This window comes from Streptomyces sp. NPDC041796 (assembly GCF_055590785.1).
This window is the reverse complement of sequence record NZ_JBVJAH010000013.1, coordinates 160,787-180,271: the sequence shown is the minus strand read 5'-3', so window position 1 is coordinate 180,271 and position 19,485 is coordinate 160,787. Positions and strand designations below refer to the sequence as shown.

Genomic DNA, 19,485 nt, shown 5'->3' with positions numbered 1-19,485 from the left:
GCTTCACCGCCCGGGGCGGCGCCGTGCTCACCGCAGGACCTGGCGCAGTTGTTCCAGGCCCCAGTCCAGGTCTTCCTTGCTGATCACCAGGGGCGGGGCGATCCGGATCGTCGAGCCGTGGGTGTCCTTCACCAGGACCCCGCGATCCATCAGCTTCTCCGAGATCTCCCGGCCCGTGCCCAGGGTCGGCACGATGTCCACGCCCGCCCACAGGCCGCGTCCGCGCACCGCCTCCACGGCACCTCCGCCGACCATGAGCCCCAGCTCGTGGTGGAGGTGGTCGCCCAGCTCGGCCGCCCGCTGCTGGTACTCGCCGGTGCGCAGCATCGCCAGTACCTCCAGCGCCACCGCGCAGGCCAGCGGGTTGCCGCCGAACGTCGACCCGTGCTCGCCCGGCCGGTGGACACCGAGCACCGCCGCGCTCGACACGACGGCCGACACCGGGACGACCCCGCCGCCGAGCGCCTTGCCCAGCACGTACATGTCCGGGACCACGCCCTCGTGTTCGCACGCGAACGTGCGGCCCGTGCGGCCCAGGCCCGACTGGATCTCGTCCGCGATGAACAGCACGTCCCGCTGCCGGGTCAGCTCCCGGACCGCCGGCAGATACCCGGCCGGCGGCACCAGCACCCCCGCCTCGCCCTGGATCGGTTCCAGCAGCACGGCCACGGTGTTGTCGGTCATGGCCAGGTCCAGCGCCGCGAGGTCCCCGTACGGCACGATCTCGAACCCCGGCGTGTACGGGCCGTAGTCCGCCCGCGCCTCGGGGTCGGTGGAGAAGCTGACGATCGTGGTCGTCCGGCCGTGGAAGTTGTCCGCCGCCACGATGATCTTCGCCATGCCGTCCGGCACGCCCTTGACGCGGTACCCCCACTTGCGGGCGGTCTTCACGGCGGTCTCCACCGCCTCCGCCCCGGTGTTCATCGGCAGCACCATCTCCATGCCGCAGAACTCGGCCAACTGCGCGCAGAAGTCCGCGAACCGGTCGTGGTGGAACGCCCGCGACGTCAGCGTCACCCGATCCAACTGCGCCTTCGCCGCCTCGATCAGCCGCCGGTTGCCGTGGCCGAAGTTGAGCGCCGAGTAACCGGCGAGCATGTCGAGATAGCGGCGCCCTTCGACATCGGTCATCCAGGCACCGTCCGCCGACGAGACGACGACGGGCAACGGGTGGTAGTTGTGCGCGCTGTGCGCCTCCGCGGAAGCGATCGCCTCTTGTGTTCTCGACACGGGGTCTCCGTTCGTCCTGCGGCGTGGGGCGGTGGTGGCGCCCCTTTCTATCGTCGCTCGCCATGCGGACGAAGAAACCTCGCTGAGGGTGTGGCGGCTAGGGTGGGTGGTACGCGCGGCGACTGGCGTACGGGGAAGCGACCCCGGGGGAGCCGTGCGCGGCAGACCACACGAGGGTGCCGCCCGCCTGGGCACCCGGAGACCTTCGTCCGTGCTGCCGGCCCCCTGGAGGACGCCATGACCAGCCCCGCCCTTCCCGCGCACCACCCGGCCCTCGTCGCCACCGACCCCGAACTCGCCGCGCTCGTCGGCGCGGAGGAGCGGCTCCAGGCCGACACCCTGCGCCTGATCCCCAGCGAGAACTACGTCTCGCGGGCCGTCCTGGAGGCATCCGGCACCGTCCTGCAGAACAAGTACAGCGAGGGCTACGCGGGCCGGCGCTACTACGAGGGCCAGCAGATCATCGACCAGGTGGAGCGGCTCGCCGTCGGCCGGGCCAAGTCGCTCTTCGGCGTCGACCACGCCAACGTCCAGCCCTACTCCGGCTCCCCGGCCAACCTCGCCGTCTACCTCGCCTTCGCCCAGCCCGGCGACACCGTGATGGGCATGGCCCTCCCGATGGGCGGTCACCTCACCCACGGCTGGGGCGTCTCGGCGACCGGCACCTGGTTCCGCGGCGTCCAGTACGGCGTACGCCAGGACACCGGGCTCATCGACTTCGACGAGGTGCGCGACCTCGCCCTCAAGGAGCGCCCGAAGGTCATCTTCTGCGGTGGCACCGCCCTGCCCCGGACCATCGACTTCGCCGCCTTCGCGGAGATCGCCCGTGAGGCGGGTGCCGTCCTGGTCGCCGACGTGGCCCACATCGCCGGTCTGATCGCGGGCGGCGCCCACCCGTCGCCGGTGCCGCACGCGGACGTGATCTCCACGACCACCCACAAGACCCTGCGCGGGCCGCGCGGCGCGATGCTCATGTGCCGCGAGGAGCACGCCAAGGCCGTCGACAAGGCGGTCTTCCCCGGACTCCAGGGCGGCCCCCACAACCAGACCACCGCCGCCATCGCGGTCGCCCTCCACGAGGCGTCGCAGCCGTCCTTCCGCACCTACGCGCACGCGGTCGTCGCCAACGCCAGGGCCCTCGCCGACGAGCTCCTCGCCCGCGGTTTCGACCTGGTCTCCGGCGGTACGGACAACCACCTGATCCTGATGGACCTCACCCCGAAGGACGTCCCCGGCAAGGTCGCCGCCAAGGCCCTGGACCGGGCGGGCATCGTCGTGAACTACAACACGGTGCCCTTCGACCCCCGCAAGCCCTTCGACCCGTCCGGCATCCGCATCGGCACCCCGTCTCTCACCTCCCGGGGCCTCGGTACGGAGCACATGGCGGCCGTCGCCGACTGGATCGACCGGGGCGTCACCGCCGCCCGCACCGGCGACGAGGCCGCCCTGGCCACCATCCGCGCCGAGGTCGCCGACCTGATGTCCACCCACCCGGCCCCCGGCATCCCGGCCTGACCCCAGCCCCCGGGGCTCCCGGCCCGGACCGCTCGCGGCTCCGGCCCGGATCCCGGGGCGACCGGGCGGTCCCGGGCGCCCGGGACGGATCCTGGGCGACCGGGCGGGACCCGGGCGACAGGGCCGCACCCGGCTCGGTGCCCCCAGGGGCGGGCCTTCGTCACCTTCGGCCACGCCCTTCGTCACGCCTGTGGCCACGCCCTCTGACCATGCCCTTCGGTCACGAAGTCGGCCACGGTCGGCATCGCCCCCGACCCCGGGCTGAGGGGCCGCTGACCGTCCCGGTCGGGGGCGGGGGCGCGCCGCTGAAGGCCGGGGCCGGTGCGCGGTGCCGTGCGCCCACGGCCGCCGGGGCGCCGGCGGATCCTGCCTCTCCGAGGCCGTCGCACGGCGGCGGTTTCCGCCTGTGTCGCTCGTCTCACGCACGACCGTTCCCGACCTGTCGGCGGCAACTGAGAGAATGAGCAACATGGCCTCTGATCGTCCTCGCGTGCTCTCCGGGATCCAGCCCACCGCCGGCTCGTTCCACCTCGGCAATTACCTCGGTGCGGTCCGTCAGTGGGTCGCGCTGCAGGAGACCCACGACGCCTTCTACATGGTCGTCGACCTGCACGCGATCACCGTCCCGCAGGACCCGGTGGAGCTGCGCGCCAACACCCGGCTCGCCGCCGCCCAGCTGCTCGCCGCGGGGCTCGACCCCGAGCGCTGCACGCTCTTCGTCCAGAGCCACGTTCCCGAGCACGCGCAGCTCGGCTGGGTCATGAACTGCCTCACCGGCTTCGGCGAGGCCTCCCGCATGACGCAGTTCAAGGACAAGTCGGCCAAGCAGGGCGCCGACCGCGCCACGGTCGGCCTGTTCACGTACCCGATCCTCCAGGTCGCGGACATCCTCCTGTACCAGGCCCACCAGGTGCCGGTCGGCGAGGACCAGCGCCAGCACATCGAGCTCACCCGCGACCTCGCGGAGAGGTTCAACGCCCGCTTCGGTGAGACGTTCACGGTCCCCGCTCCGTACATCCTGAAGGAGACGGCGAAGATCTACGACCTTCAGGATCCGGCGATCAAGATGAGCAAGTCGGCCTCGACCCCGAAGGGCCTGATCAACCTCCTGGACGAGCCGAAGGCGACCGCGAAGAAGGTGAAGAGTGCGGTGACCGACACCGACACCGTGATCCGCTTCGACCCCGAGAACAAGCCGGGCGTCAGCAATCTGCTGACGATCATGTCCACCCTCACCGGCACCTCCGTCCCCGACCTGGAGCGGAGCTACGAGGGCAAGCTGTACGGCGCGCTGAAGACCGACCTCGCGGAGATCATGGTCGACTTCGTGACCCCCTTCAAGACCCGCACCCAGGAATACCTGGACGACCCCGAGACGCTGGACTCCATCCTGGCCAAGGGTGCGGAGAAGGCACGCGCGGTCGCCGGGGAGACGCTCGCGCGGACCTACGAGAGGGTCGGCTTCCTGCCCGCCAAGCACTGAGACCGGCGCGAGCGCCGGCGAAGAACCGGCGCTGCTCCGGTGCCGGGGCCAACGACTCTGGCCACGCGACGGGTCCAGCCGCCACACTGGCGGCTGACGGCGACGACGGGCGACGACGACCGGCGACGACGACCGACGACCGACCACCACCGACGACCGAACCGACACCTGAGGAGAACGACGTGGGGACCGTAACGCTCGGCGTTTCGATCGCGGTCCCGGAGCCCTACGGCAGCCTGCTCCAGGAGCGGCGCGCGGGCTTCGGTGATCCCGCCGCGCACGGCATTCCCACGCACGTCACGCTGCTCCCGCCGACCGAGGTCGACGCGGCGCGGCTGCCCGTGGTCCGGGCGCACCTCACCGAGGTCGCGGCGGCCTGCCGGGCGTTCCCGATGCGGCTGTCCGGCACGGGCACGTTCCGGCCGCTGTCGCCGGTCGTCTTCGTCCAGGTCGTGGAGGGCGCCGCGGCCTGCTCCTGGCTCCAGCAGCGGGTCCGGGACACGTCGGGCCCACTGGAGCGGGAGTTGCAGTTCCCGTACCACCCGCATGTGACCGTGGCGCACGGGATCGCCGAGGAGGCGATGGACCGGGCGTACGAGGAGCTGGCCGACTTCGAGGCGTCGTGGAACGTCGGTTCCTTCGCCCTGTACGAGCAGGGCGCGGACGGGGTGTGGCGGAAGCTGTCCGAGTACGAGTTCGGCGCCGGCCGCCCGGCGCCGTCCGTGCCCGCCCAGGGCTCACCCGTCGACGAACCGGCCGCCACCCGCACCTGAGACCGGGGTTTCACAGCGGCAGGCGCCGGAAGACCGGGCGCGGCAGATGCCGCAGGGCCGACATCACCAGGCGCAGCGCCCCCGGCACCCACACCGTCTCCGAGCGTCGCCACAGCCCCTGCTCGATGGCGTGCGCCACCGCCTCCGGGGTCGTCGCCATCGGCGCCTCCGCCAGCCGGGCGGTCATCCTGGTCCGTACGAAGCCGGGCCTGACGACCATGACGTGCACGCCCGTGCCGTGCAGGGCGTCGCCCAGGCCCTGGGCGAACGCGTCCAGGCCCGCCTTGCTGGAGCCATAGATGAAATTGGCCCGGCGGACCCGCTCACCGGCCACCGACGACAGCACGACCAGCGATCCGTGCCCTTGGGCCCGCAGGGCGTTCGCGCAGGTCAGACCAGCGGAGACGGCGCCGGTGTAGTTGGTCTGGGCGACCCGCACGGCGTCGAGCGGCGCCGCCTCGTCGCGCCCCTGGTCGCCCAGGACGCCGAAGGCGAGCAGCACCATGTCGATGTCGCCCTCGGCGAACACCTTGCCCAGCGCCTCCTCGTGCGCGGCCGGGTCCAGCGCGTCGAACGGAACGGTGCGGACGGTCACCCCGTCCGCCTCCGTGCGCAGCTCGCGCAGCGACTCGGCGGCGGCCTCCAGGGCGGGGGAGGGGCGGCCGGCCAGCCAGACCGTGCGGGTACGCCTGGCGATCAGACGGCGGGCGGTGGCGAGGGCGATCTCGGACGTGCCGCCGAGGACGAGCAGGGACTGGGGGGCGCCGAAGGCATCCTTCATGACGACGTACTCCTTACAGGCCGAGGCGGCGGGCGAGGTCCGAGGTGAACACCGAACCGGGGTCCAGCTCGGAGCGGAGGGCGAGGAAGTCCGGCAGTCGCGGGTACATGGCGCGCAGCGCGTCCGGGCGCAGCCGCGAGTCCTTGGCGAGGTAGACGCGCCCGCCCGCGCCCGCCACCTCCTCGTCGAGTTCGTCCAGGAACGCGCCGAGGCCCGTGAGCCCGGCCGGGATGTCGAGCGCCAGCGTCCACCCGGGCATGGGGAAGGACAGCCAGCCCGGGTCGCCCTCGCCGAACCGCTTCAGGACCGCCAGGAACGAGGGGCAGCCCCGGCGGGCGATCCGGCGCACGATGCGGCGCAGGGTGTCCTCCCGCCCGTACCCGACGACGAACTGGTACTGGACGAAGCCGCCGCGGCCGTACACCCGGTTCCAGTGCGGGACACCGTCCAGAGGGTGGAAGAAGGCGGACAGCCGCTGGAGTTCGCCGGTGCGGTGGCGGGGCGCCCTGCGGTACCAGAGCTCGTTGAACAGGCCCACGGCCGGGCGGCTGAGGAGCCCCTCGGGTACGAAGGCGGGCGCGGACGGCAGCCGGCCGGGGCGGAAGGCGAGCGGGTCGCGCCGGGCGCGGCGGGGGAGCGCGTCGTACGGGGCGTGGTCGCCCCGCGTGAGGACGGCCCGGCCGGTGGCGGCCCCGCGCGCCAGGAGGTCGATCCAGGCGACGGAGTAGCGGTAGCCGTGATCGTTGGCGGTGAGGCGGGCCATCAGGTCGTCGAGGTCGGTGGCGCGCTCGGTGTCGACGGACATCAGGGACGTCTCGACGGGGAGGAACTGCACGGTCGCGGAGAGGATGACCCCGGTCAGGCCCATGCCGCCGGTGGTCGCGTCGAAGAGGTCGGTGCCGGGCAGCACGGTGTGGATCGTGCCGTCGGCGGTGAGGAGGTCGAAGGCGCGTACGTGGCGGCTGAAGGATCCGGAGACGTGGTGGTTCTTGCCGTGGATGTCGGCGCCGATGGCTCCGCCGACGGTGACGTACCGGGTGCCGGGGGTGACCGGGACGAACCAGCCGAGCGGCAGCAGCACCTCCATCAGGCGGTGGAGGCTGACGCCCGCGTCGCACACCACGAGCCCGGCATCCACGTCGATGGACCGGATGCGGGCGAGGGCGGTCATGTCGAGCACGGAGCCGCCGGCGTTCTGCGCCGCGTCGCCGTAGGCGCGGCCGAGGCCGCGGGCGATGCTCCCGCGTGTGCCGCAGGCGCGGACCGCCGCGGCGGCCTCCTCGTAGCTGCGGGGGCGGACGACTCGGGCGACGGTGGGGGCGGTGCGGCCCCAGCCGGTCACCGGCTCGGCCGGCTCGGTGGAGGTGTCGGCGTCAGACATGAATGTGACCGTATCGCCGGACTTGGGTTGTTTGAGGGGTTTGTCGGCTGAGTCGCCCGACTCGCCGAAATGGGTGATTAAACGAGTGTCATGAAAGATTGCCGCGTCCTTGGGCGTCCGGCGCGCCAGAGTCGCCCTGGTGCACCGTCCACGGACGACGAAAGGGGTGGCGGAGGATGCGATACGCGGGGGCCGACCGGTCACTGCTGAACGCGCTGCACGCCTACGGGCGCCGCCGGCCGGCGGTGGCGGCGACCGCCCGGACGTTGTCGTACGCCGGCGAACACGCCGTGCTCTGGCTCGCGGCCGGCCTCGTCGGCGCGGCGGCCGACCGCCCACGCCGGGGCCCCTGGCTCCGCGCCACGGCCCTGACGGCCACGGCCCACCTGACGAGCATGGCCCTCAAACGCCTGGTGCGCCGCCCCCGCCCCGATCCCTGCGGTCCGGACGGCCCACCCCCGCCCGGCCGCCGCCCGGCCCCGCCCGTGGGACCCGTGCTGTTGCCGGACCCCTCGGGTCCGACGTCCACGGCCGGAACGGGCACCCACACCGGCCCCGTGTCCCGGGCCGTCCCCGACAGAGGCTGCCGCAGCTCGGGGGCGGCCGCCGTGTCGGGCGCCCGGGTCGGGGTGGCTGCTCCCGCGACGCCCGGGCCGCGCGTCCTGCCCCCGCCGACCGCGGACCGCGGCTGCCACGCCACGCCGCACCCGTCCGGCGCGGGCACGGGCACCGACACCGCCACCGGCGCGGGCGCGGGCACCGGCCCCCGCACCGGCACCCGCACCCACTCCGACCCCCGCACCGACACCGGCACGGGCACCGACACCGGCGCGGGCACCGACGCCCGCACCGACACCGGCCCCCGCACCGACTTCGGCACCGGCACCGGCACCGACTCCGGCACGGGCACCGACACCGACACCGACACCGACTCCAACACCGCCCCCCGCCCCCGCACCGACTCCAGCACCGGCACCCGCCCGGTCGGCCGGGCGTTCGCGTGGGTGCGGGGGCCGTTCCGGCCCGTCGTCGGGCGGTACTCGTGCCCGAGCTCGCACGCCGCCTCGGCGTGCGCCGCCGCCGTGGCGTTCGCGGCGGTGCGGCCCGGCGTCCGCTGGGTCGGGGCGCCGGTCGCGGCGGCGATGTGCCTGTCCCGACTGGTGGTGGGCGTGCACTACCCGACGGACGTGGTGGCCGGCGCCCTGCTGGGGGCCGTGACCGGCGCGGTGGGCGGACGGTGCGTGCCCCCCACGGTGCAAAATCGTTTCTCCGGGAGGCGCCGTGGGTGAACCGACCGTCGCCGCGGCGCCGCCCGCCGCCCGCGCGATGCCCCAGGCGGTCATGGTGCCGCTCGGGCTGGTACGGGCCGCGCGGCCCCGCCAGTGGGTCAAGAACCTGCTCGTGGTCGCCGCTCCCGCCGCCGCCGGGCAGCTGGTGTCCCGGCACACCGCCCTCCAACTCGGCATCGTCTTCGTGCTGTTCACCGCCGCGGCCGCCGCCGTCTACCTCGTCAACGACGCCCGCGACGCCGACGCCGACCGCGCCCACCCCGTCAAGTGCCGCCGCCCCGTGGCCGCCGGGGACGTCCCCGTGTCCGTGGCGTACGGCACCGGCGGCGTCCTCGCGCTCGGGGCGCTCCTCGGCGCCGCCGCGCTGTGCAACGCCCTGACGGCCGCGCTGCTGGCCGCGTACCTCGTCATGCAGCTCGCCTACTGCCTGCGCCTCAAGCACGTCCTCGTCGTCGACCTCGCTGTCGTCACGACCGGCTTCGTGATGCGCGCCATGATCGGCGGCGTGGCGCTCGGCATCCCGCTCTCGCGCTGGTTCCTCATCACCACCGGCTTCGGCGCCCTGTTCATGGTCGCCGCCAAGCGCTACTCCGAAGCCGTCCAGATGGCCGGGCGGGGCGGCGAGACCCGCGTCCTGCTCACCGAGTACACCACCGGCTACCTCCGCTTCGTGTGGCAGCTCGCCGCCGGGGTCGCGGTGCTCGGCTACTGCCTGTGGGCCCTGGAGCACAGCGGCACCTGGCGCCAGCTGTCCACCATCGCCTTCATCCTCGCCGTCCTGCGCTACGCCGTCTTCGCCGACCGCGGCACCGCCGGCGCCCCCGAGGACGTGGTCCTGCGCGACCGCCCCCTCGCCGTCATCGGTCTGGCCTGGCTGTCGATGTACGGGATGGCGGTGGCGGACCTGTGAGGCGTGAGGCGGCGGGCTTCCTGATCGCGGGAGGAGTCGCGTACGCCGCCGACCTCGCCCTCTTCCTCGTCCTCCGGCCCCACCTCGACCCGCTGCCCGCCAAGGCCGTCGCCTTCCTCGCCGGCTGCACGGTCGCCTACCTCGGCAACGCCCTCGGCACCTACCGCCGCCGCACCCTCCATCTCCGCCAGTACGGGGCGTTCTTCGGCGTCAACCTCGCGGGCGCCGCCGTCCAGTTGGCGTGCCTCGGCGCGTCGCACTACGGACTCGGGCTGACCTCACCGCTCGCCGACACGGTCTCCGGCCTCGGCGTCGGCATGGCCCTCGGCACCTGTGTGCGCTTCTGGGGGACGCGGACACTCGTGTTCCGACCACGGGGGTAGGGGCACGTCATGGACTGGCTGACCAAGCTCCCCGTCATCGGCCCCCGGGCCGCCCGCCTCATGCGGACGCACGCCTGGCGCTCGTACGAAACCCTCGACCGCGCCCACTGGACGCGGCTGGCGGCCGCCATCACCTTCATCAGCTTCCTGGCGCTCTTTCCGCTGATCACCGTCGCCGCCGCCGTCGGCGCCGCGCTCCTCAGCGACGAACAGCTGCGCGGCATCGAGGACAAGCTGGCGGAGCAGGTCCCCGGCATCTCCGACCAGCTCGACCTCGACGCGCTCGTCGCCAACGCCGGCACCGTCGGACTGGTCGCCGGCGCCCTGCTGCTTCTCACCGGCATCGGCTGGGTGGGCTCCATGCGTGACTGCCTGCGCGCCGTGTGGGGGACCGACGACTGCGACGACGACAACCCCGTCGTACGCAAGGGCAAGGACGCCGTGGTCCTCCTCGGCCTGGGCGTGACCGGCCTCGCCTCGGTCGCCGCCTCCGGGCTCGGCTCGACCGCCGTCGGCTGGACCGCCGAACGGCTCGGCATCTCCGGGAGCGGCGCCGGTGGCGTGCTCCTCCAGACCGCGGCCCTCGCGGCCGCCGTACTCGCCGACTTCCTGATCCTGCTGTACGTCCTGACCCTGCTGCCCGGCGTCCAGCCACCGCGCCGCCGCCTCGTCGTGGCGGGGCTCATCGGCGCGGTCGGCTTCGAGGCCCTGAAGCTGTTGCTCGGCGGCTACATGCGGGGCGTGGCGGCGAAGTCGATGTACGGGGCGTTCGGGGTGCCCGTGGCGCTCCTGCTGTGGATCAACTTCACCGCCAAGCTGCTGCTGTTCTGCGCCGCGTGGACGGCGACCGGCTCTAAGAAGGAGGCTGCTGACGACGACGGCGTACCAGTTCCGGCAGCGGCCAGCGGCGGTTGACCATGAACCACCCGGCCGCCAGCAGCACGAGCACCCCGCCGGCCACCGCCAGCGCCGTCCCGGCGCCGCCCGAGCCACCGGCCGCCGCGACCGTCGCCTTCCCGCTGCCCTCACCGGCGGCCTGGTCACCGCCGCCCGGGCCGGTCTGCCCGGTCCCGCCGCTGTCGTCCGTCCCGGTCCCGGTCCTCGCCGACTTCGGGGGCACCAGCTCACCGACCGGCCTCACCTTCCCGGCCGCCGCGAAGCCCCAGTCCAGCAGGCGTGCCGTCTCCTTGTAGACGGCGTGGCCCTCCTTCGCCGACGGGTTCATCACGGTGACCAGCAGCACCTTGCCGTTCCGCTCCGCGACCCCGGTGAAGGTGGCACCCGCGTGCGTCGTGCTGCCGTTCTTCACCCCGGCGATGCCCTGGTACGCCGGGATGCCGAAGTCACCCGTCAGCAGCCGGTTGGTGTTCTGGATCTCGAACGTCGAACGCTTCTTGTTGCCGGGCTTGACCTCCCCGGGGAACTTCGCGCGCGGCGTCGAGCAGTACTCGCGGAAGTCCTTGTTCTGCATGCCGCTGCGCGCGATCAGTGTGAGGTCGTAGGCGGACGAGACCTGGCCGACGGCGTCGTACCCGTCCGGCGAGACGACGTGCGTGTCGAGCGCCTGGAGCTCGGCGGCGCGGGCGTTCATGTCCCGGACGGTCTTGCCGATGCCGCCGTTCATGGCCGACAGGACGTGCACGGCGTCGTTGCCGGAACGGAGGAAGACGCCCAGCCACAGGTCGTGAACGGTGTAGGCCTGCTTCTCCTTGACGCCGACGAGGCTGGAGCCCTCTCCGACCTTCGCCAGGTCCTGGGGGGTGACCACATGGGACCGGTTCCTGGGGAGCTTCGGCAGCACCGTGTCCGCGAAGAGCATCTTCAGGGTGGAGGCGGGAGGCAGCCGCCAGTGGGCGTTGTGCGAGGCCAGCACGTCACCGCTCTCCGCGTCGGCCACGATCCAGGAGCGGCCCGTCACTTCCTTGGGGAGCACCGGAACCCCGGGGGCCAGGTTCACCTGCGTGCCGGGCTTGCCGAGCTTCACCCCGCCGACCGTGGACATGACGGCGGGCGGCTTCGGCTGCTTGTCCTCCTTGTCCGGCCCCGGAGCCGCCAGGGCCGGGGCGGCGGTGAGGACGGGCAGCAGCGCGGCGGCAGCGACCGTCAGGGCGGTCTTCTTCAAAGCGGACACGGTCGAGAACGTACAGGGAGCGTTCACGGAAGCCGACACCACACCCCGCAGGAGGCCCCCGGCCGGCGGCGGTGATACTGAACCCATGAAGCTCAGCCGCTCCGCCTCCTGGTTCCTGCTCGCTTTCGGGGTGTGGAGCTGGTTCATCTGGATCACTTTCGTCAAGAATCTCTGGAACGACGGGAGCGGTCTCGCCTTCGACGACGCGGGCGACCCGACTGCCTACTTCTGGGTTCATCTGCTGCTCGCCATCACGTCCTTTGTTCTGGGGACGGTGGTGGGCGTCATCGGGTTGCGTGGTGTACGCGCATTGCGTCGCGGCGCGCACGGCGAATAGGGGGTAGGGGCCGGTGTTGCTCGTCCTGCTGGTGCTCGTCGGGGTCCTCGCCCTGCTGGCCGCCGTGCACTGGTACGTGTGGCGGCGCCTGGTGCGCGATGTGACGGTGCCGGGGAGCGCGGCACGGCGGCTGGGCACGGTCGCCCTGGTCGTACTGCCGCTGCTGTCGCTGGGCGCGCTGACGGCCGGGAGGGCGGGAGCTCCCTTCCCGCTCCAGCAGGCGCTGGCCTGGCCGGGCTTCATGTGGCTCGCGCTGCTGCTGTACGTGGTGCTCGCCCTGGTGGTGGGAGAGGCGGTACGCCCCCTGCTGCGCCGTGCCCTGGAACGCCGGGCGGCTGCCGAGCGGGCCGGGCACGGGCCGATACGCGCGACGGCCGGGCCGCCCCCGGCCTCCGTCGCCCCCGGCGCCCCGGCGCGGTCCGCCGCACCCGCACCCGCCCGCACGCCGGAGCCGACCGGTGCCGCGCCCGAGCCCACCGGTGCCGCCTCCGCGACCGCCCCCGCCTCCGCGCGGGCCGCCGTCGCCGAGCCCCCCGCCCCTGACGCCCCTGAGCCCGCCGCCCCCGCCGCCGAGCCCGACGCCCCCGCCCCGGAGGCCTCCGGCGCGGCCGCCCTGTCACGGCGGCTGTTCGTGTCGCGCGTCGTCGGCGGGGCCGCCGCGGCCGCCGCGCTCGGGACCGTCGGGTACGGCACGTACGGCGTTCTGCGCGGGCCCCGGGTCAAGCGGGTCACCGTGCCGCTCGCCAAGCTGGCCCGTGGCGTGCACGGGTACCGGATCGCGGTGGTGAGTGACATCCACATCGGTCCCATCCTGGGGCGGGCGCACACCCAGCGCATCGTGGACGCCATCAACGCCGCCCAGCCGGACCTGGTCGCCGTGGTCGGCGACCTGGTCGACGGCAGCGTGGAGAACCTCGGCCGGGCCGCCGAGCCGCTCGCGCAGCTCCGCGCCCGGGACGGCTCGTTCTTCGTGACCGGCAACCACGAGTACTTCTCCGGCGCGGAGGAGTGGGTGGACCACGTGCGGGAGCTGGGACTGCGCCCGCTGCGCAACGAGCGCGTCGAGATCGCCGGGTTCGACCTCGCCGGTGTCAACGACGTCGCGGGCGAGAATTACGACGACGGCCCCGACTTCGCCGCCGCGCTCGGCGACCGTGACCGGGCGCGCGCCGCCGTGCTGCTCGCGCACCAGCCGGTCGTCATCCACGACGCCGTGGAGCACGGGGTGGACCTCCAGCTTTCCGGCCACACCCACGGCGGTCAGCTCTGGCCCGGCAACTTCCTCGCCGAGCTGGCCAACCCCACCGTCGCCGGGCTCGAACGGTACGGCGACACCCAGCTCTACGTGTCCCGTGGCGCGGGCGCCTGGGGGCCGCCCGTCCGCGTCGGCGCGCCCTCCGACATCACACTCGTGGAGCTGGCGTCGAAACAGGCGTAGCCCTCTTGGTGACCCCTCCCGGCATGAATTCCTCCAGCACCCCGTGCAGTTGCCGCACCAGCGGCCGCAGCACCCGGAACCGGGACAGGGCGATCGTCCGGGCGGCGAGGGGCGCCGTGCGCTCGACCAGGCGACGGCTGCGCTCGGTGCCCTCCGTCCGGTCGTACACCCAGAACAGCACCAGCCCCATCTGCATCAGCCACATCAGGTGGGGGAGCAGCTCGGTCAGTTCGGGCGCGGTCTTGGTGTCGGAGCCGAACAGCACCCGCTCGTGGATCGCGATCGCGGCCTCGCGGGCCGCGCCCGACTCGGGCGAGAAGGGACTGAGCGGGCTGTCGGGGTCGGCGGCGTTCTTGAAGAACTGCGTCGCGAACGGGTGGTAGGGCTCGGCCACGTCCAGCCACGTCAGCAGCGAGTCGCGGATCCGTACCGCCAGGTCCCCGTCGCCCGCGAGGACGGGCCGGACCGCCACCTCGTGCTCGGCGGCCAGCCGGTCGTAGAAGCCCTGGACCAGGTGCTCCTTGGAGGAGAAGTAGTAGTAGGCGTTGCCGACGGAGACGCCCGCCTCCTGGGCGATGGCCCGCATCGTCGTCCTGTCGTAGCCGCGCTCCTGGAACAGCCGGAGCGCGGTTTGGAGGATGAGGGTGCGGGTCTGCTCGCTCTTGGGTGCCCTGGCGGGCCGAGTGGGCTGCGGCACCTGGGCGTCCGTCACGTCGTTCACGTCCTTCACGGTGCCCGAGCCTAGTCGTCCCGCGCGCACCACCGACCGGCCCGGCGGGCGGGGCCCACCGGGCCGGTCGGGTCAGGGCGTCACCTTGATGGCGCTCACCGGGCACGCCCGGGCCGCCTCCCGTACGAGTGGGCTGCCGGCACCCTCCTCCCTTCCGGGCACCAGTTCGCTGAAACCGTCGTCGTCCTGCGTGAACACGTCCGGCGCGGTCAGGGCGCACTGCCCCGCACCGATGCAGACGTCCCTGTCGATCAAAATGTCCATGGGGGTCATCCTCACCATGTGACGGGCAGTTCCAGCATCCCTTGGATCGTGTCTCCGGGTTTGAACGGAATCTCCTCCGCCGGCGCCGCCAGCCGCAGTCCCGGCAGCCGCTCGAAGAGCGTCCCCAGCGCGATCTCCATCTCCGCCCGCGCCAGGTTCTGTCCCAGGCACTGGTGGATGCCGAAGCCGAACGCGACGTGATGTCGCGCCGACCGGTGCCAGTCCAGCGTGTCCGGTGCGGTGTACGCGGAGGTGTCCCGGTTGATGACCGACGTCGAGAAGACGACGCCCTCGTCCGCCCGGATCGTCACCCCTTCGACGTCGATGTCCTCCGTGGCCACCCGGAGCATGCCGTCCGCGATCGACAGGAACCGCAGCAGCTCCTCCACCGCGGCGGGCATCAGCGTGGGGTCCGCCCTCAGTTCCGCGAGCTGCTCCGGGTGCTGGAGCAGCGTGAACGTACCGAGGGAGATCATGTTCGCGGTGGTCTCGTGGCCCGCCACGAGCAGGATGGTGGCCAGTTCCACCAGCTCCTGTTTGTCGAGCCGGCCCTCGGCGAGCGCTTGGGCGACCAGGTCGTCGAGGACGCCGGTCCCGGGTTTGTCGCGTTTCCGCTCAACCAGGTCGCCGAGGTAGCCCTCCAGCTGTTCCCGGGCGTCCTCCGTGTCCTCGGCCGCCGGGCCCCGCAGCAGCCGGCGCGACTGCTCCTCGAAGAAGTCGTGATCGGCGTACGGCACGCCCAGGAGGTCACAGATGACGATGGACGGCACGGGCAGGGCGAAGGCGGACACCAGCTCGGCCGGCGGGCCCTGCTCGGCCATCGCGTCGATCAGTCCGTCCACCGTCCGCTGGATGCGCGGCCGCAGATCGGCCGTGCGCTTGAGCGTGAAGCTCGGGATGAGCATCCGCCGCTGCGCATGGTGTTCGGGGTCGTCCACGCCCAGCAGGGCGACACGGCGGCGGGTGCGTACGGCCGCGAAGCGTTCGGAGGGCAACGGGAACGCGTCATGGGTGCTGTCGGTGGACAGCCGCTGGTCGGACAGGAGTTGGCGGGCGGCGGCGTGCCCGGTGACGACCCACACCGAGCGGCCGTCGTAGAGGGTGACCCGGGAGAGCGGCCGAGCTTCGCGCAGTGGTTCGTAGGCGGCGGGCGGGTGGTAAGGACACGTGCGGTTCTGGGGGAACGCTACGGCTTCCGTCATGGTGGCCTCGCAAGCACGGGATCTCGGACTGCCGGTCTCCACTACATGCCTCAGGCATCCATTTGGTCTACGCGTAGTTCGGCCAAACCACCGGAACGTGCGACGCGTAGGCCGAAGGGCCCGCTTCCGTGAGGAAACGGGCCCTTCGGTGCGGCGTCGCAAGCGGACGCCGGGAGGCGTCAGTAGCGGCGCGTGATCAGCGCCCGCTTCACTTCCTGGATCGCCTTGGTGATCTCGATGCCGCGCGGGCAGGCCTCGGTGCAGTTGAACGTGGTGCGGCAGCGCCACACGCCGTCCTTGTCGTTGAGGATCTCCAGCCGCTGCTCACCGGCCTCGTCACGCGAGTCGAAGATGAAGCGGTGCGCGTTGACGATCGCGGCCGGGCCGAAGTACTGGCCGTCGTTCCAGAACACCGGGCAGGACGACGTGCACGCGGCGCACAGGATGCACTTGGTGGTGTCGTCGAACCGCTCGCGGTCCTCGGCGGACTGGATCCGCTCACGCGTCGGCTCGTTGCCCTTGGTGACGAGGAAGGGCATCACGTCGCGGTACGCCTGGAAGAACGGCTCCATGTCCACGACCAGGTCCTTGAGGACCGTCAGGCCCTTTATGGCCTCGACCGTGATGGGCTTCTCCGGGTTGATGTCCTTGATCAGCGTCTTGCAGGCGAGCCTGTTCTTGCCGTTGATCCGCATCGCGTCGGAGCCGCAGATGCCGTGCGCGCAGGACCGCCGGAAGGTCAGCGAGCCGTCGACGTCCCACTTGATCTTGTGGAGACCGTCGAGCACACGCTCCTTCGGGTCGATCTCGATCTGGAAGTCCTGCCACTGCGCCTCGTCCGAGACCTCCGGGTTGAACCGGCGGATCCGGAAGGTGACCGTGATGTAGGGGGAGGCGGCGGAGCCCGCCTCGACCTTGTCCAGTACGGGGGTTGCCATCAGTACTTACGCTCCATCGGCTGGTAGCGGGTCTGGACGACGGGCTTGTAGTCGAGACGCACGGTCTCGGAGCCGTCGGCGCCGACCTCGCGGTACGCCATGGTGTGGCGCATGAAGTTGACGTCGTCGCGGTTCGGGTAGTCCTCGCGGTAGTGACCGCCGCGGGACTCCTTGCGGGCCAGCGCCGAAACGGCCATGACCTCGGCCAGGTCGAGCAGGTTGCCCAGCTCGATGGCCTCCAGCAGGTCCGTGTTGAACCGCTTGCCCTTGTCCTGGATGGCCACGTTCTTGTACCGCTCGCGCAGCTCGGCGATCTTCTCGACCGCCGTCTTGATCGTCTGCTCGGTGCGGAACACCATCACGTTGGCGTCCATCGTCTCCTGCAGCTCCTTGCGCAGCACCGAGACCCGCTCGCTGCCGGTGGAGTTGCGGAGGCGCTCGACCTGCTCCTGTACGAAGGAGGCCGGGTTCTCCGGCAGGTCGACGTAGTCGGCCTTGGCCGAGTACTCGGCGGCGGCGATACCGGCGCGCTTGCCGAAGACGTTGATGTCCAGCAGCGAGTTGGTGCCCAGGCGGTTGGCGCCGTGCACGGAGACACAGGCGACCTCACCGGCGGCGTACAGACCGGGGACGACGGTGGTGTTGTCGCTGAGGACCTCACCCTCGACGTTGGTCGGGATGCCGCCCATCGCGTAGTGCGCGGTCGGCTGGATCGGGATCGGGTCCGTGTAGGGCTCGATGCCGAGGTACGTCCGGGCGAACTCGGTGATGTCCGGGAGCTTGGCGTCCAGCTGCTCCGGCGGCAGGTGCGTCAGGTCCAGGTAGACGTGGTCGCCCTCGGGACCGCAGCCGCGGCCCTCGCGGATCTCCGTGTAGATGGAGCGGGAGACGACGTCACGGGAGGCGAGGTCCTTCATGACGGGCGCGTACTTCTCCATGAAGCGCTCGCCGTCCTTGTTGCGGAGGATGCCGCCCTCACCACGGGCGCCCTCCGTCAGCAGGATGCCCATGCGCCAGATGCCCGTCGGGTGGAACTGGAAGAACTCCATGTCCTCCAGCGGCAGACCGCGCCGGTAGCAGGCGGCCTGGCCGTCACCGGTCAGGGTGTGCGCGTTGGACGTCACCTTGAAGAACTTGCCGGTACCGCCGGACGCGTAGATCACGGCCTTCGCCTGGAAGACGTGGATCTCACCGGTGGCCAGCTCGTAGGCGACCACACCGGCCGACTTCTTGACGCCGTCGACCTCGGTGATCAGCTGGTCCAGGACGTAGAACTCGTTGAAGAACTCCACGCCCTCCTTGACGCAGTTCTGGTACAGCGTCTGGAGGATCATGTGGCCGGTGCGGTCCGCGGCGTAGCAGGACCGGCGGACCGGCGCCTCGCCGTGGTTGCGGGAGTGGCCGCCGAAGCGGCGCTGGTCGATGGTGCCGTCCGGGGTCCGGTTGAACGGCAGGCCCATCTTCTCCAGGTCGAGGACGGCGTCGATGGCCTCCTTCGCCAGGATCTCGGCGGCGTCCTGGTCGACCAGGTAGTCACCGCCCTTGACCGTGTCGAAGGTGTGCCACTCCCAGTTGTCCTCCTCCACGTTCGCCAGCGCGGCGGCCATGCCGCCCTGCGCGGCGCCCGTGTGGGAGCGGGTCGGGTAGAGCTTCGTCAGCACGGCGGTACGGCTGCGCTTCGTCGCCTCGATGGCGGCGCGCATGCCCGCGCCACCGGCGCCGACGATGACGGTGTCGTACTTGTGGATCTTCATGCGGATTTCCTCAGCCCCGTGCCTAGCGGATGTTCGGGTCGAAGGTGAAGATCACCAGCGTGCCCAGAAGGATGGTGAACACCGTGGCGGTGTACAGCAGGCCCTTGAGCCACAGGCGCGTGTTCGGGCGCTCGGCGTAGTCGTTGATCACGGTACGCAGGCCGTTGGCGCCGTGCAGCATCGCCAGCCACAGCATCAACAGGTCCCAGACCTGCCAGAACGGGGACGCCCAGCGGCCCGCCACGAAGGCGAAGCCGATCTTGGAGACGCCGCCGTCCAGCACGAGCTGGATCAGCAGGTGGCCGATGACGAGGACGACCAGCACGATGCCGGACAGACGCATGAAGAGCCACGCGGCCATCTCGAAGTTGCCGCGGGTCGACTTCGGGGTCTTCCCCGTCCGCTTGCGGGGCGGCTCGATGAGGGGAGCCGGGTTGTCGGCGTCGTAGAGGCTCTCGTCCTCGACGGGGCCGACGGCGGACTTGGTCAGATCAGTGGACATGTCTGGCGTCAGCTCCCGAACACTTCGCGTACGGCGTGGCCGAGGACGGGGTAGAGGGCGCCCACCATCAGGACGAACCAGATGCCCATCACGGTCCAGAGCATCTGCTTCTGGTAGCGGGGCCCCTTGGACCAGAAGTCCACGGCGATCACGCGGAGACCGTTGAGCGCGTGGAAGAGGATGGCGGCGACGAGGCCGTACTCCAGCAGCGCGACGATCGGCGTCTTGTAGGTGGCGACGACCTCGTCGTACGCCTCGGGGGAGACACGGACGAGAGCGGTGTCCAGCACGTGTACGAACAGGAAGAAGAAGATGAGGACGCCGGTGACTCGATGAGCCACCCACGACCACATGCCTTCCCGGCCGCGGTACAGCGTTCCAGCCGGCACGGAAAAACCCTCCGGGAGCGGGGATCAGGGTCGGCCGGCTTCGATGTCGGTCTGA

General features: G+C 71.8%; 19 protein-coding genes, 1 pseudogene and 1 riboswitch. Of the genes and pseudogenes, 9 read left to right on the top strand and 11 right to left on the bottom strand.

Annotated elements, in window-relative coordinates; all coding sequences use genetic code 11:
* Window positions 1-27: 27 nt before the first annotated feature.
* Window positions 28-1,230, bottom strand: coding sequence for an ornithine--oxo-acid transaminase (gene rocD, locus ACZ6C1_RS26185; RefSeq protein ID WP_469243786.1), 1,203 nt, complete (start codon window positions 1,228-1,230; stop codon window positions 28-30).
* Window positions 1,231-1,338: 108 nt separating this feature from the next.
* Window positions 1,339-1,430: riboswitch (ZMP/ZTP riboswitch) on the top strand.
* 37 nt (window positions 1,431-1,467) lie between these two features.
* Here rocD and ACZ6C1_RS26180 point away from each other — a divergent pair.
* From ACZ6C1_RS26180 to ACZ6C1_RS26170, 3 genes are all read left to right on the top strand, one after another.
* On the top strand, window positions 1,468-2,745 hold the full coding sequence (locus ACZ6C1_RS26180) for a serine hydroxymethyltransferase (protein WP_469243784.1): 1,278 nt from the start codon (window positions 1,468-1,470) through the stop codon (window positions 2,743-2,745).
* A gap of 469 nt (window positions 2,746-3,214) precedes the next feature.
* Window positions 3,215-4,228 carry a tryptophan--tRNA ligase gene (gene trpS / locus ACZ6C1_RS26175; protein ID WP_469243782.1) on the top strand — a complete coding sequence of 338 codons (1,014 nt, stop codon included), beginning with the start codon at window positions 3,215-3,217 and terminating at the stop codon, window positions 4,226-4,228.
* Between the two features lie 182 nt (window positions 4,229-4,410).
* Entirely contained in the window at window positions 4,411-5,001 is a 591-nt protein-coding gene (locus ACZ6C1_RS26170) for a 2'-5' RNA ligase family protein (RefSeq protein WP_469243780.1), read from the top strand.
* Window positions 5,002-5,011: 10 nt separating this feature from the next.
* Here the strand turns inward: ACZ6C1_RS26170 and ACZ6C1_RS26165 are convergent, their stop codons facing one another.
* A complete protein-coding gene (locus ACZ6C1_RS26165) occupies window positions 5,012-5,782 on the bottom strand; it encodes a decaprenylphospho-beta-D-erythro-pentofuranosid-2-ulose 2-reductase (RefSeq protein WP_469243779.1) in 771 nt (256 codons plus the stop codon).
* 13 nt (window positions 5,783-5,795) lie between these two features.
* Entirely contained in the window at window positions 5,796-7,163 is a 1,368-nt protein-coding gene (locus tag ACZ6C1_RS26160; RefSeq protein ID WP_469243777.1) for an FAD-binding protein, read from the bottom strand.
* A gap of 176 nt (window positions 7,164-7,339) precedes the next feature.
* Here ACZ6C1_RS26160 and ACZ6C1_RS26155 point away from each other — a divergent pair, with 176 nt between their 5' ends.
* The 4 genes and pseudogenes from ACZ6C1_RS26155 (at window position 7,340) to ACZ6C1_RS26140 (ending at window position 10,660) form a co-directional block, all read left to right on the top strand.
* A complete protein-coding gene (locus ACZ6C1_RS26155; RefSeq protein WP_469243775.1) occupies window positions 7,340-8,452 on the top strand; it encodes a phosphatase PAP2 family protein in 1,113 nt (370 codons plus the stop codon).
* 37 nt (window positions 8,453-8,489) lie between these two features.
* Window positions 8,490-9,362: a decaprenyl-phosphate phosphoribosyltransferase gene (locus ACZ6C1_RS26150; protein ID WP_469243847.1), complete on the top strand. Its 873-nt coding sequence runs from the start codon at window positions 8,490-8,492 to the stop codon at window positions 9,360-9,362.
* Window positions 9,323-9,767, top strand: a pseudogene (locus ACZ6C1_RS26145) (GtrA family protein). The gene ACZ6C1_RS26150 and the pseudogene ACZ6C1_RS26145 overlap by 40 nt, the downstream one beginning before the upstream one ends.
* Window positions 9,755-10,660: a YihY/virulence factor BrkB family protein gene (locus tag ACZ6C1_RS26140; protein ID WP_469243773.1), complete on the top strand. Its 906-nt coding sequence runs from the start codon at window positions 9,755-9,757 to the stop codon at window positions 10,658-10,660. The pseudogene ACZ6C1_RS26145 and the gene ACZ6C1_RS26140 overlap by 13 nt, the downstream one beginning before the upstream one ends.
* Here ACZ6C1_RS26140 and ACZ6C1_RS26135 read toward each other — a convergent pair.
* Window positions 10,599-11,876, bottom strand: a complete 1,278-nt coding sequence (locus ACZ6C1_RS26135) for a D-alanyl-D-alanine carboxypeptidase family protein (RefSeq protein ID WP_469243772.1) — start codon at window positions 11,874-11,876, stop codon at window positions 10,599-10,601. The genes ACZ6C1_RS26140 and ACZ6C1_RS26135 overlap by 62 nt on opposite strands.
* A gap of 85 nt (window positions 11,877-11,961) precedes the next feature.
* Between ACZ6C1_RS26135 and ACZ6C1_RS26130 the strand changes: the two genes are divergently transcribed.
* Window positions 11,962-12,213 carry an SCO4848 family membrane protein gene (locus ACZ6C1_RS26130; protein ID WP_469243770.1) on the top strand — a complete coding sequence of 84 codons (252 nt, stop codon included), beginning with the start codon at window positions 11,962-11,964 and terminating at the stop codon, window positions 12,211-12,213.
* 13 nt (window positions 12,214-12,226) lie between these two features.
* On the top strand, window positions 12,227-13,651 hold the full coding sequence (locus ACZ6C1_RS26125) for a metallophosphoesterase (protein ID WP_469243769.1): 1,425 nt from the start codon (window positions 12,227-12,229) through the stop codon (window positions 13,649-13,651).
* Here ACZ6C1_RS26125 and ACZ6C1_RS26120 read toward each other — a convergent pair.
* From ACZ6C1_RS26120 to sdhC, 7 genes are all read right to left on the bottom strand, one after another.
* Window positions 13,617-14,363: a TetR/AcrR family transcriptional regulator gene (locus ACZ6C1_RS26120; protein ID WP_469243845.1), complete on the bottom strand. Its 747-nt coding sequence runs from the start codon at window positions 14,361-14,363 to the stop codon at window positions 13,617-13,619. The genes ACZ6C1_RS26125 and ACZ6C1_RS26120 overlap by 35 nt on opposite strands.
* A 90-nt stretch (window positions 14,364-14,453) precedes the next feature.
* Window positions 14,454-14,645 carry a ferredoxin gene (locus ACZ6C1_RS26115; RefSeq protein WP_469243767.1) on the bottom strand — a complete coding sequence of 64 codons (192 nt, stop codon included), beginning with the start codon at window positions 14,643-14,645 and terminating at the stop codon, window positions 14,454-14,456.
* An 11-nt stretch (window positions 14,646-14,656) separates the two neighbouring features.
* Window positions 14,657-15,847, bottom strand: a complete 1,191-nt coding sequence (locus ACZ6C1_RS26110; RefSeq protein WP_469243765.1) for a cytochrome P450 — start codon at window positions 15,845-15,847, stop codon at window positions 14,657-14,659.
* Window positions 15,848-16,026: 179 nt separating this feature from the next.
* The gene (locus ACZ6C1_RS26105; RefSeq protein ID WP_469243763.1) at window positions 16,027-16,785 is read right to left on the bottom strand and encodes a succinate dehydrogenase iron-sulfur subunit; all 759 of its coding nucleotides are present in this window, start codon (window positions 16,783-16,785) and stop codon (window positions 16,027-16,029) included.
* Complete coding sequence (gene sdhA / locus ACZ6C1_RS26100; RefSeq protein WP_469243761.1) at window positions 16,785-18,539, bottom strand: succinate dehydrogenase flavoprotein subunit; 1,755 nt, start codon at window positions 18,537-18,539, stop codon at window positions 16,785-16,787. The genes ACZ6C1_RS26105 and sdhA overlap by 1 nt, the downstream gene beginning before the upstream one ends.
* 22 nt (window positions 18,540-18,561) lie before the next feature.
* Window positions 18,562-19,041: a succinate dehydrogenase hydrophobic membrane anchor subunit gene (locus tag ACZ6C1_RS26095; RefSeq protein ID WP_469243759.1), complete on the bottom strand. Its 480-nt coding sequence runs from the start codon at window positions 19,039-19,041 to the stop codon at window positions 18,562-18,564.
* An 8-nt stretch (window positions 19,042-19,049) separates the two neighbouring features.
* Complete coding sequence (gene sdhC, locus ACZ6C1_RS26090) at window positions 19,050-19,430, bottom strand: succinate dehydrogenase, cytochrome b556 subunit (RefSeq protein ID WP_156692719.1); 381 nt, start codon at window positions 19,428-19,430, stop codon at window positions 19,050-19,052.
* Between the last annotated feature and the right edge of the window lie 55 nt (window positions 19,431-19,485).

Coding starts and splice junctions, on each gene's coding strand:
- ACZ6C1_RS26180 (WP_469243784.1), top strand. CDS start 1,468: ATGACCAGCCCCGCCCTTCCCGCGCACCACCCGGCCCTCGTCGCCACC.
- trpS (WP_469243782.1), top strand. CDS start 3,215: ATGGCCTCTGATCGTCCTCGCGTGCTCTCCGGGATCCAGCCCACCGCC.
- ACZ6C1_RS26165 (WP_469243779.1), bottom strand. CDS start 5,782: ATGAAGGATGCCTTCGGCGCCCCCCAGTCCCTGCTCGTCCTCGGCGGC.
- ACZ6C1_RS26160 (WP_469243777.1), bottom strand. CDS start 7,163: ATGTCTGACGCCGACACCTCCACCGAGCCGGCCGAGCCGGTGACCGGC.
- ACZ6C1_RS26155 (WP_469243775.1), top strand. CDS start 7,340: ATGCGATACGCGGGGGCCGACCGGTCACTGCTGAACGCGCTGCACGCC.
- ACZ6C1_RS26150 (WP_469243847.1), top strand. CDS start 8,490: ATGCCCCAGGCGGTCATGGTGCCGCTCGGGCTGGTACGGGCCGCGCGG.
- ACZ6C1_RS26140 (WP_469243773.1), top strand. CDS start 9,755: ATGGACTGGCTGACCAAGCTCCCCGTCATCGGCCCCCGGGCCGCCCGC.
- ACZ6C1_RS26130 (WP_469243770.1), top strand. CDS start 11,962: ATGAAGCTCAGCCGCTCCGCCTCCTGGTTCCTGCTCGCTTTCGGGGTG.
- ACZ6C1_RS26115 (WP_469243767.1), bottom strand. CDS start 14,645: ATGGACATTTTGATCGACAGGGACGTCTGCATCGGTGCGGGGCAGTGC.
- ACZ6C1_RS26110 (WP_469243765.1), bottom strand. CDS start 15,847: ATGACGGAAGCCGTAGCGTTCCCCCAGAACCGCACGTGTCCTTACCAC.
- ACZ6C1_RS26105 (WP_469243763.1), bottom strand. CDS start 16,785: ATGGCAACCCCCGTACTGGACAAGGTCGAGGCGGGCTCCGCCGCCTCC.
- sdhA (WP_469243761.1), bottom strand. CDS start 18,539: ATGAAGATCCACAAGTACGACACCGTCATCGTCGGCGCCGGTGGCGCG.
- ACZ6C1_RS26095 (WP_469243759.1), bottom strand. CDS start 19,041: ATGTCCACTGATCTGACCAAGTCCGCCGTCGGCCCCGTCGAGGACGAG.